Origin of the sequence: Streptomyces glaucescens (genome assembly GCF_000761215.1) — a bacterium.
GTDB classification, from domain to species: domain Bacteria; phylum Actinomycetota; class Actinomycetes; order Streptomycetales; family Streptomycetaceae; genus Streptomyces; species Streptomyces glaucescens_B.
On the sequence record NZ_CP009438.1, the window covers coordinates 4782325 to 4797015 of the forward strand.

Consider the following 14691-nt stretch of genomic DNA (forward strand, 5'->3'; position numbering starts at 1 on the left):
TATGCCGTAGGGGCGCTACGCGCGTAGACGACCCCCGTCCCCAGGAGAGTGCGCCATCAACGCGTCCAGCAGCCCTCCGGCCGGAGCGGCGGTCAACGGTCAGGCGACCGCCGTCGAACTCGCCGGGATCACCAAGCGATTCCCCGGAGTCGTGGCCAACCACGACATCCACCTCACCGTCCGCAAGGGCACCGTCCACGCCCTCGTCGGCGAGAACGGCGCCGGCAAGTCGACGCTGATGAAGATCCTCTACGGCATGCAGAAGCCGGACGAGGGCACCATCGCCGTCGACGGCGAGCAGGTCTCCTTCTCGTCCCCGGCCGACGCCATCGCCCGCGGCATCGGCATGGTCCACCAGCACTTCATGCTGGCCGACAACCTGACCGTGCTGGAGAACGTGGTGCTGGGCAGCGAGAAGCTGTACGGCATCGGCGGCAAGGCCCGCCGCAAGATCAAGGAGATCTCCGAGCGCTACGGCCTCGACGTGCGCCCCGACCTCCTCGTCGAGGAGCTGGGCGTCGCCGCCCGCCAGCGCGTGGAGATCCTCAAGGTCCTCTACCGCGGCGCCCGCACCCTGATCCTGGACGAGCCGACCGCCGTGCTCGTGCCGCAGGAGGTCGACGCGCTCTTCGCCAACCTGCGCGAGCTGAAGGCCGAGGGCCTGTCCGTCATCTTCATCTCCCACAAGCTGGGCGAGGTCCTCTCGGTCGCCGACGACATCACCGTCATCCGGCGCGGCACGACGGTCGGCACGGCCGTCCCCGCCGAGACCACCCCGCGCCAGCTCGCCGAGATGATGGTCGGCAGCGAGCTGCCCACCCCGGAGACCGCCGAGTCCACGGTCACCGACCGCCCGGTGCTCACCGTCGACAAGCTGCGCCTGGTCGCCCCCGGTGGCAAGGCGGTCCTGGACGACATCACCTTCACCATCCACGCGGGCGAGGTCCTGGGCATCGCCGGCGTCGAGGGCAACGGCCAGACCGAGCTGGTCGACGCGCTGATCGGCCTGCGCCACGCCGACTCCGGCACCATCGCCCTGGAGGGCGAGGAGATCACCGCCTGGGCCACCCGCAGGCGCCGCGAGCAGGGCATCGGCTACATCCCCGAGGACCGCCACCGCCACGGCCTGCTCCTGGAGGCCCCCCTCTGGGAGAACCGCATCCTCGGCCACGTCACCGAGAAGCCCAACGCCAAGGGCTTCTGGCTGGACCCGAAGGCGGCCCAGGACGACACCCGCCGGATCGTGACGAAGTACGACGTCCGCACCCCCGGCATCGACGTCACCGCGGCCTCCCTCTCCGGCGGCAACCAGCAGAAGCTGATCGTCGGCCGCGAGATGAGCCACGACCCGAAGTTCCTGATCGCCGCCCACCCCACCCGCGGTGTGGACGTCGGCGCGCAGGCCGCGATCTGGGACCACATCCGCGAGGCCCGCCGCGAGGGCCTGGCCGTGCTGCTGATCTCCGCCGACCTGGACGAGCTGATCGGCCTGTCCGACACCCTGCGGGTGATCTACAACGGCAAGCTGGTCGCGGACGCCGACCCGGCCACGATCACCCCGGAGGAACTGGGCTCGGCCATGACCGGTGCCGCCACCGGCCACCTGGAACACGAAGAGACCCCCGAGACCGGCAAGGCCCCCGAGTCTCCGGAAGACGAGGCCCGCTGATGAAGAAGTTCGACAAGGAGCGCGTGCTCCTCGCGGTGGCCGGACCGGTCATCGCGCTCGCCGTGGCCTTCGCGCTCAGCGCCATCGTGCTGATCGCCTCCGGCAAGAACCCGGTCGAGCCGTTCTCCGTGATGTTCGAGCAGCTCGGCTTCTCGGACATCCAGGTCCGGATCATCAACCAGGCCACGCTGTACTACATCGCGGCCCTCGCGGTGGCCATCGGCTTCCGGATGAACCTGTTCAACATCGGTGTCGACGGCCAGTACCAGCTCGCCGCCATGATGGCCGCCATCGTCGGCGCGCACGCCGACCTGCCGGCCGCCGTCCAGGTGCCGCTGCTGCTGCTCACCGCGATCCTCACCGGCGCCTTCTGGTCCGGCATCGCCGGTGTCCTGAAGGTCACCCGGGGCGTCAGCGAGGTGGTGGCGACGATCATGCTCAACGCCATCGCCACCTCCGTCATCGCCTACCTGTGGCTGCCGGACGTCTTCGGCGTCAAGGTCGGCAACAACAACACCACCGGCGAGATGTACGAGTCCGGCTGGATCCCCGGCATCGACCTCGGCAAGTCCGGCGAGGTCTACGGCCTGGTCGTCCTCGCCGTCCTCCTCGGCATCGGCTACTGGATCGTCCTCAACCGCACCCGCTTCGGCTTCGACCTGCGCGCCTCCGGCGCCTCCGAGAGCGCCGCGGCGGCCAGCGGCGTCGACCCCAAGCGCATGGTCCTCACCGCGATGCTGATCTCCGGCGGCCTCGCCGGCCTCGCCGGTCTGCCCATCCTCATGGGCGACACCCACACGTACAGCCTGAACTTCCCCACCGGCATCGGCTTCCTCGGCATCGGCATCGCCCTGCTCGGCCGCAACAGCCCCATCGGCATCGCCTTCGCCGCCCTGCTGTGGGCCTGGCTCGACAAGGCCTCGCCCGAGCTGGACTTCTACGGCTACGACAAGGAGATCGCGGTCATCATGCAGGGCCTGATCGTCCTCTCGGTCGTCGTCTCCTACGAGGCCGTCCGCGAGTGGGGCCTGCGCCGCCAGCAGCGCCGGGTCGGCGCGGAACTGGCCGCCGGTCACGTCCTCGGCGCCGACAACAACACGAAGGAGGCGGCAGGCCGATGACCACCGCGACCGACGTCAACCAGCCCACCCTCCAGCCCGCGGCGCCGACCGGCCGCCGGATGTCGTGGCCCGTCCTCCTCCTGGTCATCGCCGGAGCCCTGGCGCTGACCTCCCTCGTCCGGATCATCACCGGCGCCGACGGCATCACCAACGTCAGCCAGATGTCCACCGCGCTCCAGCTCGCCGTGCCGATCGGCCTCGCCGGTCTGGGCGGCCTGTGGGCCGAGCGCGCGGGCGTGGTGAACATCGGCCTCGAAGGCATGATGATCCTCGGCACCTGGTTCGGTGCCTGGGCCGGCTTCCAGTGGGGCCCGTGGACCGGTGTCCTGGTCGGCATCATCGGCGGCTGCCTCGGCGGCCTGCTGCACGCCTTCGTCACCGTCACCTTCAACGTGAACCACATCGTCTCCGGTGTGGCGATCAACATCCTCGCCCTCGGCGCCACCCGCTACCTGGCCCCCCTCGCCTTCGTGGGCCACCAGGGCGGCTCCGCCAAGCAGTCCCCGGCGGTCGAGCCCCTCGGCCACTTCACCGTGCCGGGCCTGTCCGACGGCCTCAGGGACCTCAACGACAAGGGCTGGTTCCTGATCTCCGACATCGCCGGCCTGCTCGGCGGCCTGGTCACCAACGTGTCCTGGCTGACCCTGATCGCCGTCGCCCTGGTCCCCGCCACCTGGTGGATCCTGTGGCGTACCGCGTTCGGCCTGCGGCTGCGCTCCTGCGGCGAGAACCCGGTCGCGGCCGAGTCCCTCGGCGTGAACGTCTACAAGTACAAGTACCTCGCGGTGATCATCTCCGGCGGCCTGGCCGGCCTCGGCGGCGCCTTCCTCTCCATCGTGGCCAACCCCTTCTACCTGGAGGGCCAGGTCTCCGGCCGCGGCTTCATCGGCCTCGCGGCGATGATCTTCGGCAACTGGATGCCGGGCGGCCTCGCCCTCGGCGCCGGACTGTTCGGCTACACCGACAGCCTCAACCTGCGCGGTGGCTCCGAGAACGTCCACGCGCTGCTGCTGCTCGGCGCGATCCTGCTGGTCGTCGGCGCGATCTGGCTGGCGGTCCGCAAGAAGTACGTGCACGCCGTGATCACCCTGGTGGTCGGCGCTCTCGTCTTCGCCTGGTACGCCGGCACCAACGAGGTCCCCAACCAGGTCGTCTCCGCCACGCCGTACGTCATCACGCTGGTCGTGCTCGCGCTGTCGGCGCAGCGGCTGCGGATGCCGAAGGCGGACGGACTGCCGTACCGGAAGGGACAGGGCAAGTGACCGTCGACTGGGAGGCCCTGCGGGAGCTGGCACGGGAGGCCATGTCCCACGCCTACGCCCCGTACTCGGGCTACCCGGTCGGTGTCGCCGCCCTCGTCGACGACGGCCGCACGGTCTCCGGCTGCAACGTGGAGAACGCCTCCTACGGCATCGGCCTGTGCGCCGAGTGCGGCCTCGTCTCCGAGCTGCAGCGCACCGGCGGCGGCCGGCTGACCCACTTCACCTGCGTCGACGGCAACGGCGACATCCTGGTCCCGTGCGGCCGGTGCCGGCAGCTGCTGTACGAGTTCGGCGGCCCCGACCTCCTGCTGGAGACCCCGGCCGGAATCCTCCGCCTCTCGCAGATGCTGCCCCAGGCCTTCGGCCCGGACCACCTCACCAAGTAATCCCCCTCCGCCGCGGCCCCTCTGACCCGACCCCCGATCAGAGGGGCCGCGCACTTCCCGGACACGTCCCATCCCACCGGAAGGAAAGCCAGGCATGGACGTCATCTCCGTCATCCGCACCAAGCGGGACCGCGGTGAGCTCAGCGACGAGCAGATCGACTGGGTCATCGACGCGTACACCCGCGGGGAGGTCGCCGACGAGCAGATGTCCGCGCTCGCCATGGCGATCCTGCTCAACGGCATGAACCGCCGGGAGATCGCCCGCTGGACCGCCGCGATGATCGCGTCCGGCGAGCGCATGGACTTCTCCTCGCTGTCCCGCCCGACCGCCGACAAGCACTCGACGGGCGGCGTCGGCGACAAGATCACCCTGCCGCTGGCGCCCCTGGTCGCGGCCTGTGGCGCGGCCGTCCCGCAGCTCTCGGGCCGCGGCCTCGGCCACACCGGCGGCACCCTCGACAAGCTGGAGTCGATCCCCGGCTGGCGGGCCCTGCTCTCCAACGAGGAGATGCTGCACGTCCTGGACACCACGGGCGCGGTGATCTGCGCGGCGGGCGACGGCCTGGCCCCCGCGGACAAGAAGCTCTACGCCCTGCGCGACGTCACCGGCACGGTCGAGGCGATCCCGCTCATCGCCTCCTCGATCATGTCGAAGAAGATCGCCGAGGGCACCGGCTCCCTGGTCCTGGACGTGAAGGTCGGCTCCGGCGCCTTCATGAAGACGATCGAGGACGCGCGCGAGCTGGCCTCCACCATGGTGGGTCTCGGCACGGACAGCGGCGTGAGGACGGTCGCCCTCCTGACCGACATGTCCACCCCGCTCGGCCTCACCGCGGGCAACGCCCTGGAGGTCCGCGAGTCGGTCGAGGTCCTGGCCGGCGGCGGCCCCGCGGACGTCGTGGAGCTGACCATCGCCCTGGCCCGCGAGATGCTCGACGCGGCGGGGGTGAAGGACGCCGACCCGGCGAAGGCCCTGGCCGACGGCTCGGCGATGGACGTCTGGCGCCGGATGATCGCGGCCCAGGGCGGCGACCCGGACGCGCCCCTGCCGACCTCCCGCGAACAGCACGTCGTCAAGGCCCCGTCCGCCGGCGTCCTGACCCGCCTCGACGCCTACGACATCGGCATCGCCGCCTGGCGCCTCGGCGCGGGCCGCGCCCGCAAGGAGGACCCGGTGCAGGCGGCGGCGGGCGTCGAGATGCACGCCAAGCCGGGCGACACGGTCACCGAGGGCCAGCCCCTCCTGACCCTCCACACGGACACCCCGGAGCGCTTCGAGTACGCCCTGGAGGCGGTCCGCGGCTCCTTCGACATCGCCGCCCCCGGCACGGACTTCACCCCGTCCCCGGTGGTGCTGGAACGTATCGCCTGACCTGCGGTTTCCTCGTACGGGTGAACGGGACCGGTGGACCACCACCGGTCCCGTTCGGCATGCTGGGATCGGTGACGCACCGATAGGAGACCGCCAGTGCGACACGAAGTCGCTCCACCCAAGTAGATGACCTGCAAGGGGAAGAAGATCATGAGCAGGTCATCCCGGACCAGTGTCCAAGGTCCGTCCCCACTTCCGCATGCGTCGCTGGTAACGGCGGGGTGTGAAGCCGGAAGGGAAAGCTCAAGAGCAGTCCGGCCATCGGGTCGCAACAAGCGAGGGGAAGACCGGACGGGCTAATGAAAATGAACCCTTGAAGAAGTCCCGTAACTCCTGTGCCGCGTCGATGGTGAGCTGTCGGCGGCAGACAGGCCCTGGCGTGGAAGAGCGCACGACGACCCCTGAGGATTGGGGCTGAAGGGGGAGGACACCGTCGGGCCCGGGATTAAGAGGGAGCCCACCCCGGTCGCATCTTGTGGGAGCGGAACGTGGAAACCCCGTTGGAGTCCGGGCGTTGATCCCGGTAATCCGGAGGTAACGAAGGACCAAGCCTCCAGCGGGACAGGATGATCCGAGAAGCGAACGCCGACAGGGCGAAAGCCCAGAGGAAAAGGACGCGGTGCCCCCAGCCGTGTCCCATAACTCGTCGGATACGAGGCACCGTGCCCCGGCCCGAAAGGGAGCCCACGCGGATCAGGTAGGCCCGTGAAGAAGAACTGTGAAGAACCCCGAACCGAAGGGCAAGTTGGATGCCGAAGGCAGGTGTGGCAGTGACCGCTACGGCGGCGCTGCCTCCTACGACGGCGAACGGACCGGAGGACTACGCCCAGACCTGGCACAGCATCGACTGGGCCAAGGCGGAGGCGTCGGTACGGCGACTGAGGCAGCGCATCTTCACAGCCGCGCAGGGAGGGGACCTGAAGAAGGTCCGCAACTTGCAGAAGCTCATGCTGCGGTCCCACTCGAACACGCTCGTGAGCGTGAAGCGGGTAACGCAGCAGAGCGCAGGCCGTCGGACGGCCGGGATCGATCAGGAACGCGCGCTCACTCCGATCGCGCGAGGACGGCTGGCTGCTGAGATCACAGCGGAACGCTCGCCTGGAAAACCCCTGCCCGTCCGGCGCGTGTACATTCCCAAGACCAACGGAAAGCAGCGACCCTTGGGTATTCCAGTCATCCGTGACCGGGTCCGCCAGGCCCGCGTCAAGAACGCACTGGAACCCGAGTGGGAAGCCCGGTTCGAACAACGAAGCTACGGCTTCCGCCCCGGCCGGGGTTGTCATGACGCTATCGGCGCTATCTACATCGTCGCAGGCCAGAAACGGGCCAAGCGGTTATGGGTGCTCGATGCGGACCTGACGGCGGCATTCGACCGCATCTCACACGACCACTTGATGAACCTCATCGGGGCCTTCCCCGCACGGGATGCAATCCGAGGGTGGCTCAAAGCGGGAGTGATGGACTGCGGACGGCTCTCGCCCACTGGGGAGGGAACTCCTCAGGGCGGTGTCATCAGCCCACTGCTGCTCAACGTGGCCTTGCACGGCATGGAAACGGCAGCCGGGCACCTCGCAGAGGGACGCTCCAACAAGTCCCGAAGAGATGCCCCGGTGCTGGTCCGGTACGCAGACGACTTCGCTGTGTTCTGTCACAGTGAAGAAGAGGCGCGCCGGGTCAAGGAGCAATTGTCTCAATGGATGGTCCCACGAGGGGTCGCCTTCAACGAGGAGAAGACGTCTGTCATCCACCTTGAAGAAGGTTTCGACTTCCTCGGGTTCAATATCAGGAGATACAACGGCACCCTGCTGATCAAGCCGAGTAAGGCGGCCGTAAGGAGGGTCCGGGAACGGCTCCGCAGTGAAGTGATCGGCCTGAGAGGGGCGAACGCTGCGGCTGTGGTGAGAAAGCTCAACCCGATCATCAAGGGTTGGGCCACCTACTACCGGACGGTGGTGTCCAAGGAGACCTTCAAGTCCCTGGACTTTTACGTGTGGACGCTCACGCAGAAGTGGGTCAAACACTCCCACCCGAACAAGCCGAAGAGCTGGCGCCTGGCCAAGCACTACGGCGTTTTCAACTCGACCCGGAAGGACCAGTGGGTATTCGGTGACCGGGATACCGGCACCTATCTCTACAAGTTCAACTGGACCAGGATCGTCCGGCACGTGATCGTCAAGGAGGGTAACTCTCCTGACGACCCCTCGCTGGCCGACTACTGGGTGAGCCGCCGTCGCAAGAGGATGCCCGGGACCGCCGACAGGTGGACCATCACCCTCGCATCCCGCCAGAAGGGGATCTGTCCGCTGTGCAAACAGCCATTGATCCCCGACGCCGAGTACACACCGGACAACCCTCGCGAGTGGGCCGCGTGGTTCTCGGCATCGATGAAGCCGCTGCACAAGCACCACTTCATCTACCGGCGCGACGGCGGCACGGACGAGCGGACGAACCTTCGCCTCGTACACGCCGACTGCCATCGCCAGCACCACGCCGGCGACCACAGAAGGGCCAAGCAAGATGACCGACCCGCGTGACTCCAGGGGCCCGCTTGAGCCGGATGCGGTGAACAGCCGCACGTCCGGTTCTGAGGGGGCCGGGGGGCGGCAACGCCCTCCGGCTACCCGACTGAGCGCACTCACCGTCAGCCACGACCCCGAGCAGGGCTGGGACGACCTGGTCCGGTTCTGGGAGGAGATGGAATGGCCTGAGGGCAGCAAGGTGGAGATCATCGAGGGGATCGTCACCGTGTCACCTGCTCCCGCGTCCCGCCACAACGTCATCGCGGAACGTATCCAGCGTCGCCTCTACTCCGTGATCCCCGAGGACTTGGGCATCTTCCAGACGCAGGCCATCGCTGTGCCCTCACGGCTGGGCATGCTCATCCCGGACCTGCTGGTGGCGCCGGTGCAGGAATGTGCGGAGACGGATTCGCACCTCCCTGCCGCCCTCGCGGAACTCGTCGTCGAGGTGACCTCGAAGTCGAACGCCCGCCACGACCGCGTCAGCAAACCTGCCGCGTACGCCACGGCCGGCATCCCGCTCTACCTCCTCGTCGACCGCTGGGCCCCCGGCGGCCCCACCGTGACGCTCTACGGCGAGCCGAAGGGTGACGTCTACCGTGTCCTGAGCGCGGTGAAGTCCGGCGACCCGATCAAGCTGCCCGAGCCGTTCGGCCTGACCCTCGACACCGGCGAGTTCCCCACCGAGTGACCCGGACTCACCCCAGCACCGCCGCCACCACCACCAGCCCCGGCACCGACACCACCGTCGACAGCAGGATCGCCTCCCGTGCCAGCACCTCGCCCACCCGGTAGGTGCTCGCGTACGTGTACAGGTTCTGCGCGGCGGGCAGGGCCGACGTCACCACCACGTCCAGCAGCGCGGCCCCCCGCAGCCCGAACACCCCGGCCGCCAGTGCCCAGGCGACCAGCGGCTGGGCGACGGTCTTGAGGGCCACGGCCAGCACCACCGGGGCCTGCTCGCCGCCCCGCAGCGGCAGCGTGCTGCCGCGCAGCGAGATGCCGAAGGCGAGCAGCACCGCCGGGACCGACATGTTGCCGATCAGGGTCAGCGGGTCCATCACCGGCCCGGGCAGGCGCAGCCCCGCCGCCGACACCGCCACGCCCGCCAGCGAGCCCAGCGCGATGGGGTTGCGCAACGGGGTGACCAGCCGCTGCCACAGCGGCCGTTTCGACCCGCCCGTCGTCAGGTCCAGGATCGTCACCGCGACCGGCGTCACCCCGACGAGCTGGAACAGCAGCACCGGCGCCACGAGTGAGGCATCGCCGAGGACGTACACCGCGATCGGGATGCCGAGGTTGCCGGAGTTGACGTAACCGGCGCACAGCGCGCCGATCGTCGTACGGCCCACGCCCCAGCGGCGGACCACGCCGACCGCGACGAACACCCCGGCCACCGCGGCCGTGGCGAGCGCGGTGACGAGCAGCCGGGTCGAGAACACCACGGACAGGTCGGCTCCCGCGAGCGTGGTGAACAGCAGGGCGGGGGACGCCACGTGGAAGGCGAGCTTGGTCAGCACCTCGCGGCCCTGTCCGCCGAGGTAGCCGCGCCGCCCGATGGCGTAGCCGACGCCGATCACCACCGCGATCACCGCGAAGCCGCTCAGCACCCCCTGCACGGCGTCCCCTGGACGAGGCGGGACCGCCGCGGCACGCGGGCGGGGAGGACGGACGGCGATGATCGATGGGGCATGCACGGAACCCTGCTGGCGGGGCCGCCCGCGGGTCAATGTGATCCCCATGACGCGGGGCCCGCGATGAGTTCCGCCCGCCTGCCCGGTCTACCGCACGTGGACGCCATGACACCCGCGGAACTCGTGCTGGCCGGACCCGTCACCCGGGACGGGGTGAGGGGCCTGTGCGAGGAGGTGCGCGTCCTGCTGGAGGGGGGTGGCGCGACGGTGGTGGTGTGCGACGTGGGCGGGCTCGGGCCGCCGGGGCTCGGCGTGGTCGATCTGCTGGCCCGGCTCCAGCTGGCCGCCCGGCGCGCCGGGGGCCGGATCCGGCTGCGGGACCCGGATCCGGCGCTGCCCGCCCTACTCGACCTGGTCGGCCTCCGCTTCGAGGTGGAGGGGCAGCCCGAACAGCGGGAACCACCGCTTGGTGTCCAGGAAGAAGTGGAACCCGGTGATCCGGCCGTCTGAGATCTCCAGCACCTGCACCGCCCACGGGACGAAGCCGCCGCCGTCCGGGTCCGGCTTGTAGTGCGCGAAGCCCGGCAGGCCGTTGACCTCGACGGGACGCAGCGTGGAGCCCGCGCACGCGGAGCCGAGGGTGGTCATGAAGCCGGTGATGTCGCCGGGGCCGCGCAGCCACAGGTCGAACGGCGGCATCGTCATGACGGCGTCCTCGTGCAGCAACGCCGTCAGCGCCGTCATGTCATAGCCCTCGAAGGCCGCGACGTAGCGCTCCAGGAGCTTCTGCTGCTCCGGGTCCAGCGGGTCGGACACCGCGGCGTCCGCGCCCGATTCGGCCCGCTCGGCGAGGGTCGCGCGGGCCCGCTGGAGGGCGCTGTTGACGGACGCGACCGAGGTGCCGAGCAGCTCGGCGACCTCGCTCGCCTTCCAGGCCAGCACCTCGCGCAGGATGAGCACGGCCCGCTGCTTGGCGGGCAGCCGCTGGAGCGCCGCCATGAACGCGAGCCGCACCGACTCCTTGGCGACCGCGGCCTCCGCGGGGTCGGCGGTGGACGGCAGCACACGCGAGTCCGGCATCGGCTCCAGCCAGGTGTGGTCCGGGCGGGGGGAGAGGGCGGCCTGGGCGAGCGGGGTCGCCTCGGTGAGGTCCATCGGCCGCGCCCGCTTGTTGCCGGCCGTCAGCATGTCCAGGCAGACGTTGGTCGCGATCCGGTAGAGCCAGGAGCGGAGGCTGGAGCGGCCCTCGAACTTCTCGTAGCTCCGCCAGGCGCGGACCAGGGTGTCCTGGACCGCGTCCTCGGCCTCGAAGGAGGAGCCGAGCATGCGGTAGCAGTAACCGGTCAGTTCGACCCGGTGTTTCTCCAGTGCGACGTCGAGTTCCGTCGGTGCCGTGCTGTTGCTCATCGTCCACCCACCCCTGTGGCCGTTCCGGTGCCGCGCCTGTGCGCTCCAGCACTTCGGAAGCTACCGCAGCCCACTGACAACGGCCCCCGGAGAGGGAGAAGCCGCAGGTGGGAGGCGGACGAGAACATGCTGCGGGCCGGCCGCCGGACACCGCGGCCGCGTGCCGTGCCCGGCTCGCCGCCCGTTCCGGCTGCCCGGCGGGCCCCTCGCCGGGGCCGCCGGCCTCGTCGAGCTAGGCGGTCCGGGCGGCCGTCCCGGTCCGTGCCGCCGCCAGCGTCCCGAGCACGGTGATGCCGACCACCCCGGCCACCGCCAGCAGCCCGACCCCGACCGTCCCGGCCCAGCCGCCCGCGTGGAAGGCCACGGCACCGGCCGTGCTGCCCACGCTGGAGCCGATGTAGTACGCCGACTGGTACAGCGCCGAGGCCTGCGCCCGTCCGTGCGCCGCCGTCTTGCTGACCGCGGAGGAGGCGACCGCGTGCCCGGCGAAGAAGCCCGCCGTGATGAGCACCAGGCCCGGCAGCACCAGCGGCAGCGAGTCCGCCAGCGACAGCAGCAGCCCCGCCGCGGTCGTGCCGCCGCCCAGGTAGAGCGCGCCCCGGCGGCCCAGCCGGCCCACCAGCCGCCCCGCCGCCGACGCGGACACCGTGCCGACCAGGTACACCAGGAAGATCGAACCGACCACGCCCTGCGGGAGGGAGAACGGCGCCTGTGTGAGGCGGTAGCCGATCACGGTGTAGACACCGCCGAACACGGTCATGAACAGCGCGCCGATCGCGTACAGCCGGCGCAGCAGCGGGTTGGCGAGGTGGTCGCGGACCGTGCGGGCCAGTACCCGGGGCCGCAGCGAGCCGCGCGTGAAGTGGGCGGGCGCCGGCAGCAGCAGCCGGAAGGCGACCGCGCAGCCCACCGCGACCAGGCCCAGCGCGCCGAGCGCGGCCCGCCAGCCCCACTCCTGCGCCACCCAGCCGGTGATGACCCGGCCGCTCATCCCGCCCACGCTGTTGCCCGCCACGAACAGCCCGATCGCGGTGATCAGCGCCGTGGGCCGGACCTCCTCCGCCAGGTACGCCGTCGCCGAGGCGGGCACCCCGGCGAGCGCCGCTCCCTGCACCGCCCGCAGGACGACCAGCGCGGTCAGCGAGGGGGCGAAGGGCACCAGCAGCGCGACGGTCACCGCCACCACCAGGGACGCCGTCATGATCGTGCGGCGTCCGTACCGCTCGGACAGGGCGCTCATCGGGATGACGAACAGGGCCAGCCCGCCGGTGGCGGCCGCCACGGTCCAGCTCGCCTCGCTCGCCGTCACCCCGAAGTCGCCGGAGATCAGCGGCAGCAGGGCCTGGGTGGAGTAGAGCAGCGCGAAGGTCGAGACGCCCGCGAGGAAGAGGGCGAGGCTCATCCGGCGGTAGCCGGGGCCGCCCGGGGTCATGCGTGAGTCGGGAACGGTCGAGACGGCGCCCACGATCGTGGACGCCCCGGTACTGGCGGGAGACATGCTTCGAACGTACGGACCGGCCTGCTCATCCGTCCAATGCATGGATTCGCCATAATCGTTCCCATGGCGCATCAGCAGAGGTCACAGGCCCACCTGTCACAGTCCGGTGACACAGAAGACATGACGATGACGCTCGCTCCGCGCCTCGCGTACTTCGCGGGAGTCGCCCGCACCGAGCACGTCACCCGCGCCGCGCAGGAGATGAACGTCCCGCAGTCGACGCTCTCCCGCGCCATGGTCCGCCTCGAACAGGACCTCGGCGTCGAGCTGTTCGCCCGCCGCGGCCGCACCGTCGCCCTCACCCCCGCCGGCCGCACCTTCCTCACCTCCGTCGAGCGTGCCCTCGCGGAGATCGAGCGCGCCGCCGAGGAGGTCCGCGCCGACGCCGACCCGGCCACCGGCAAGGTCGCCTTCGGTTTCCTGCACACCATGGGCACGGAGACCGTCCCCGGGCTGATCCGCGCCTTCCGTGCCGAGCACCCCCGAGTCCGCTTCAGCCTCGTCCAGAACTACGGCGAGGCCATGCTCGAACGCATGCGCGCCGGTGAACTCGACCTCTGCCTCACCTCGCCCGTCCCCGACGCCCCCGACCTGGTCGCCCGCCGTCTCGACGAGCAGAAACTCCGCCTGGTCGTGCCCGCCGACCACCGCCTGGCCGCCCGCAGGCGCGTCCGTCTCGCGGAGGCCGCCGACGAAGCCTTCGTCACCCTGGAACCGGGTTACGGCCTGCGCCGCATCACGGACGCCCTGTGCGCCGAGGCCGGCTTCCGCCCGAAGGTGGCCTTCGAGGGCGAGGAGGCGGAGACCCTGCGCGGCCTGGTCGCCGCCGGCCTGGGCGTCGCCCTGCTGCCGCCCCCCGCCGTCCCCCGGCCCGGCGTGGCGGAACTGACCGTCACGGCTCCCAGGGCGGTGCGGGAGATCGGCGTCGCCTGGATGGCGGGCACGGTGGACACACCCCCGGTCGCGGCCTTCAAGAGGTTCCTGCTGTCGAGGAAGGGCACCCTGCTGACCTGACGGCGGCCACCGTCCCCGGATGCGACGGTGAGCGGAGCCTCAGCGGCGCCGCAGCGACCTCCCGAAGCCGGACGCGAGCGGCATCCGCAGCCCCAGCGGCGGCGGTGCCGCCAGCGCGTCCTCGACCGGCCGCGACAACGGCCGCCCGAACATCACGCCCATCACGAAGTCCTCCACCAGCGCCTGCACTTCGTCCCGGTGCTGCCGCAACCGGTGCCGGTCGGAGTGCACTTCGAACCGGCACACCTCCCGGTTCACCTTCTTCATCCGCGCCGCCAGCCGGAACGACAGCTCCGGATCGGTCCGCTCGTCGTTGGTGCCGTGCACGACCAGCACCCGCCGCCCCGTCAGCTGTTTCACCGGTTCGGGTGGCGCCGCGACGTCCTCCTCCGGCAGCCACGGGGCGATCGCCACCACGGAGTTGACGGCCTCGTGCCCGCCCGCGTGGAGGGCCGCCCGCCCGCCCATGTCGAGCCCGGCGAGGCACACGGGCACATCGCCGTAGCGCCGTACCACCTCGTCCGCGGCCCAGGCCGCGTCGCTCGCCAGCCGTGCCTCGTCGCCGTTCCAGCCGCGGTAGCGGTAGTGCACGACGTGGACGGCGAGGCCGTCCGGGCCGCCCGCCCGGGTCAGCCGCCGTCCCAACGCCCGCACGGACGCGGCCGCGAGCAGGGGCGAGGGTCTTCGGTCGGAGGTCTCCACGCCGGCGGGGAGCAGCAGTACCGCACCGCTCACCGCCCTCGGCTCCGGACCGAACGCCCGCCCCAGCCGGGCCCTGCGAACCGCCGTCGCTTGCTGTGCCATGACAG

At 70.7% G+C, this 14691-nt stretch carries 13 protein-coding genes; 9 read left to right on the forward strand and 4 right to left on the reverse strand.

Translation table 11 applies throughout. From position 1 onward, the window contains the following. Window positions 1–55: 55 nt before the first annotated feature. The 7 genes from SGLAU_RS20800 to SGLAU_RS20830 all read left to right on the forward strand — a co-directional run bounded on the left by SGLAU_RS20800 (window position 56) and on the right by SGLAU_RS20830 (window position 9020). Window positions 56–1669 (forward strand): ABC transporter ATP-binding protein, encoded by a 1614-nt coding sequence (locus SGLAU_RS20800; RefSeq protein WP_052413841.1) that lies wholly within the window; start codon window positions 56–58, stop codon window positions 1667–1669. Continuing rightward, entirely contained in the window at window positions 1669–2790 is a 1122-nt protein-coding gene (locus SGLAU_RS20805; protein ID WP_043503577.1) for an ABC transporter permease, read from the forward strand. Before SGLAU_RS20800 ends, SGLAU_RS20805 begins: the two co-directional genes overlap by 1 nt. Beyond that, entirely contained in the window at window positions 2787–4052 is a 1266-nt protein-coding gene (locus SGLAU_RS20810) for an ABC transporter permease (RefSeq protein WP_043503579.1), read from the forward strand. Before SGLAU_RS20805 ends, SGLAU_RS20810 begins: the two co-directional genes overlap by 4 nt. Next, on the forward strand, window positions 4049–4438 hold the full coding sequence (locus tag SGLAU_RS20815; protein ID WP_043503580.1) for a cytidine deaminase: 390 nt from the start codon (window positions 4049–4051) through the stop codon (window positions 4436–4438). Before SGLAU_RS20810 ends, SGLAU_RS20815 begins: the two co-directional genes overlap by 4 nt. A gap of 94 nt (window positions 4439–4532) precedes the next feature. Beyond that, the gene (locus SGLAU_RS20820; RefSeq protein ID WP_043503581.1) at window positions 4533–5810 is read left to right on the forward strand and encodes a thymidine phosphorylase; all 1278 of its coding nucleotides are present in this window, start codon (window positions 4533–4535) and stop codon (window positions 5808–5810) included. Between the two features lie 749 nt (window positions 5811–6559). Continuing rightward, window positions 6560–8344 carry a group II intron reverse transcriptase/maturase gene (gene ltrA, locus SGLAU_RS20825; RefSeq protein ID WP_052413842.1) on the forward strand — a complete coding sequence of 595 codons (1785 nt, stop codon included), beginning with the start codon at window positions 6560–6562 and terminating at the stop codon, window positions 8342–8344. A 91-nt stretch (window positions 8345–8435) separates the two neighbouring features. Continuing rightward, window positions 8436–9020 carry a Uma2 family endonuclease gene (locus tag SGLAU_RS20830; RefSeq protein ID WP_043506869.1) on the forward strand — a complete coding sequence of 195 codons (585 nt, stop codon included), beginning with the start codon at window positions 8436–8438 and terminating at the stop codon, window positions 9018–9020. A 7-nt stretch (window positions 9021–9027) separates the two neighbouring features. Here SGLAU_RS20830 and SGLAU_RS20835 read toward each other — a convergent pair whose 3' ends face one another. Beyond that, entirely contained in the window at window positions 9028–9948 is a 921-nt protein-coding gene (locus SGLAU_RS20835; RefSeq protein ID WP_043503584.1) for an AEC family transporter, read from the reverse strand. A gap of 138 nt (window positions 9949–10086) precedes the next feature. Here SGLAU_RS20835 and SGLAU_RS20840 point away from each other — a divergent pair, with 138 nt between their 5' ends. After that, window positions 10087–10473 (forward strand): STAS domain-containing protein, encoded by a 387-nt coding sequence (locus SGLAU_RS20840; protein WP_078957809.1) that lies wholly within the window; start codon window positions 10087–10089, stop codon window positions 10471–10473. On the opposite strand, the gene SGLAU_RS20845 is transcribed toward SGLAU_RS20840, so the two are convergent. Then, window positions 10366–11370, reverse strand: coding sequence for a sigma-70 family RNA polymerase sigma factor (locus SGLAU_RS20845; protein ID WP_043503587.1), 1005 nt, complete (start codon window positions 11368–11370; stop codon window positions 10366–10368). The two genes, SGLAU_RS20840 and SGLAU_RS20845, sit on opposite strands and share 108 nt — an antisense overlap. Before the next feature lie 232 nt (window positions 11371–11602). Continuing rightward, entirely contained in the window at window positions 11603–12868 is a 1266-nt protein-coding gene (locus SGLAU_RS20850; protein ID WP_052413843.1) for an MFS transporter, read from the reverse strand. 63 nt (window positions 12869–12931) lie between these two features. Here SGLAU_RS20850 and SGLAU_RS20855 point away from each other — a divergent pair, with 63 nt between their 5' ends. Further along, complete coding sequence (locus tag SGLAU_RS20855) at window positions 12932–13882, forward strand: LysR family transcriptional regulator (protein WP_043503590.1); 951 nt, start codon at window positions 12932–12934, stop codon at window positions 13880–13882. A 39-nt stretch (window positions 13883–13921) separates the two neighbouring features. Here the strand turns inward: SGLAU_RS20855 and SGLAU_RS20860 are convergent, their stop codons facing one another. Continuing rightward, window positions 13922–14686, reverse strand: coding sequence for a prolyl oligopeptidase family serine peptidase (locus SGLAU_RS20860; protein WP_043503592.1), 765 nt, complete (start codon window positions 14684–14686; stop codon window positions 13922–13924). Between the last annotated feature and the right edge of the window lie 5 nt (window positions 14687–14691).

Coding starts and splice junctions, on each gene's coding strand:
- SGLAU_RS20805 (WP_043503577.1), top strand. CDS start 1,669: ATGAAGAAGTTCGACAAGGAGCGCGTGCTCCTCGCGGTGGCCGGACCG.
- SGLAU_RS20810 (WP_043503579.1), top strand. CDS start 2,787: ATGACCACCGCGACCGACGTCAACCAGCCCACCCTCCAGCCCGCGGCG.
- SGLAU_RS20820 (WP_043503581.1), top strand. CDS start 4,533: ATGGACGTCATCTCCGTCATCCGCACCAAGCGGGACCGCGGTGAGCTC.
- ltrA (WP_052413842.1), top strand. CDS start 6,560: ATGCCGAAGGCAGGTGTGGCAGTGACCGCTACGGCGGCGCTGCCTCCT.
- SGLAU_RS20840 (WP_078957809.1), top strand. CDS start 10,087: ATGAGTTCCGCCCGCCTGCCCGGTCTACCGCACGTGGACGCCATGACA.
- SGLAU_RS20845 (WP_043503587.1), bottom strand. CDS start 11,370: ATGAGCAACAGCACGGCACCGACGGAACTCGACGTCGCACTGGAGAAA.
- SGLAU_RS20850 (WP_052413843.1), bottom strand. CDS start 12,868: ATGTCTCCCGCCAGTACCGGGGCGTCCACGATCGTGGGCGCCGTCTCG.
- SGLAU_RS20855 (WP_043503590.1), top strand. CDS start 12,932: ATGGCGCATCAGCAGAGGTCACAGGCCCACCTGTCACAGTCCGGTGAC.
- SGLAU_RS20860 (WP_043503592.1), bottom strand. CDS start 14,686: ATGGCACAGCAAGCGACGGCGGTTCGCAGGGCCCGGCTGGGGCGGGCG.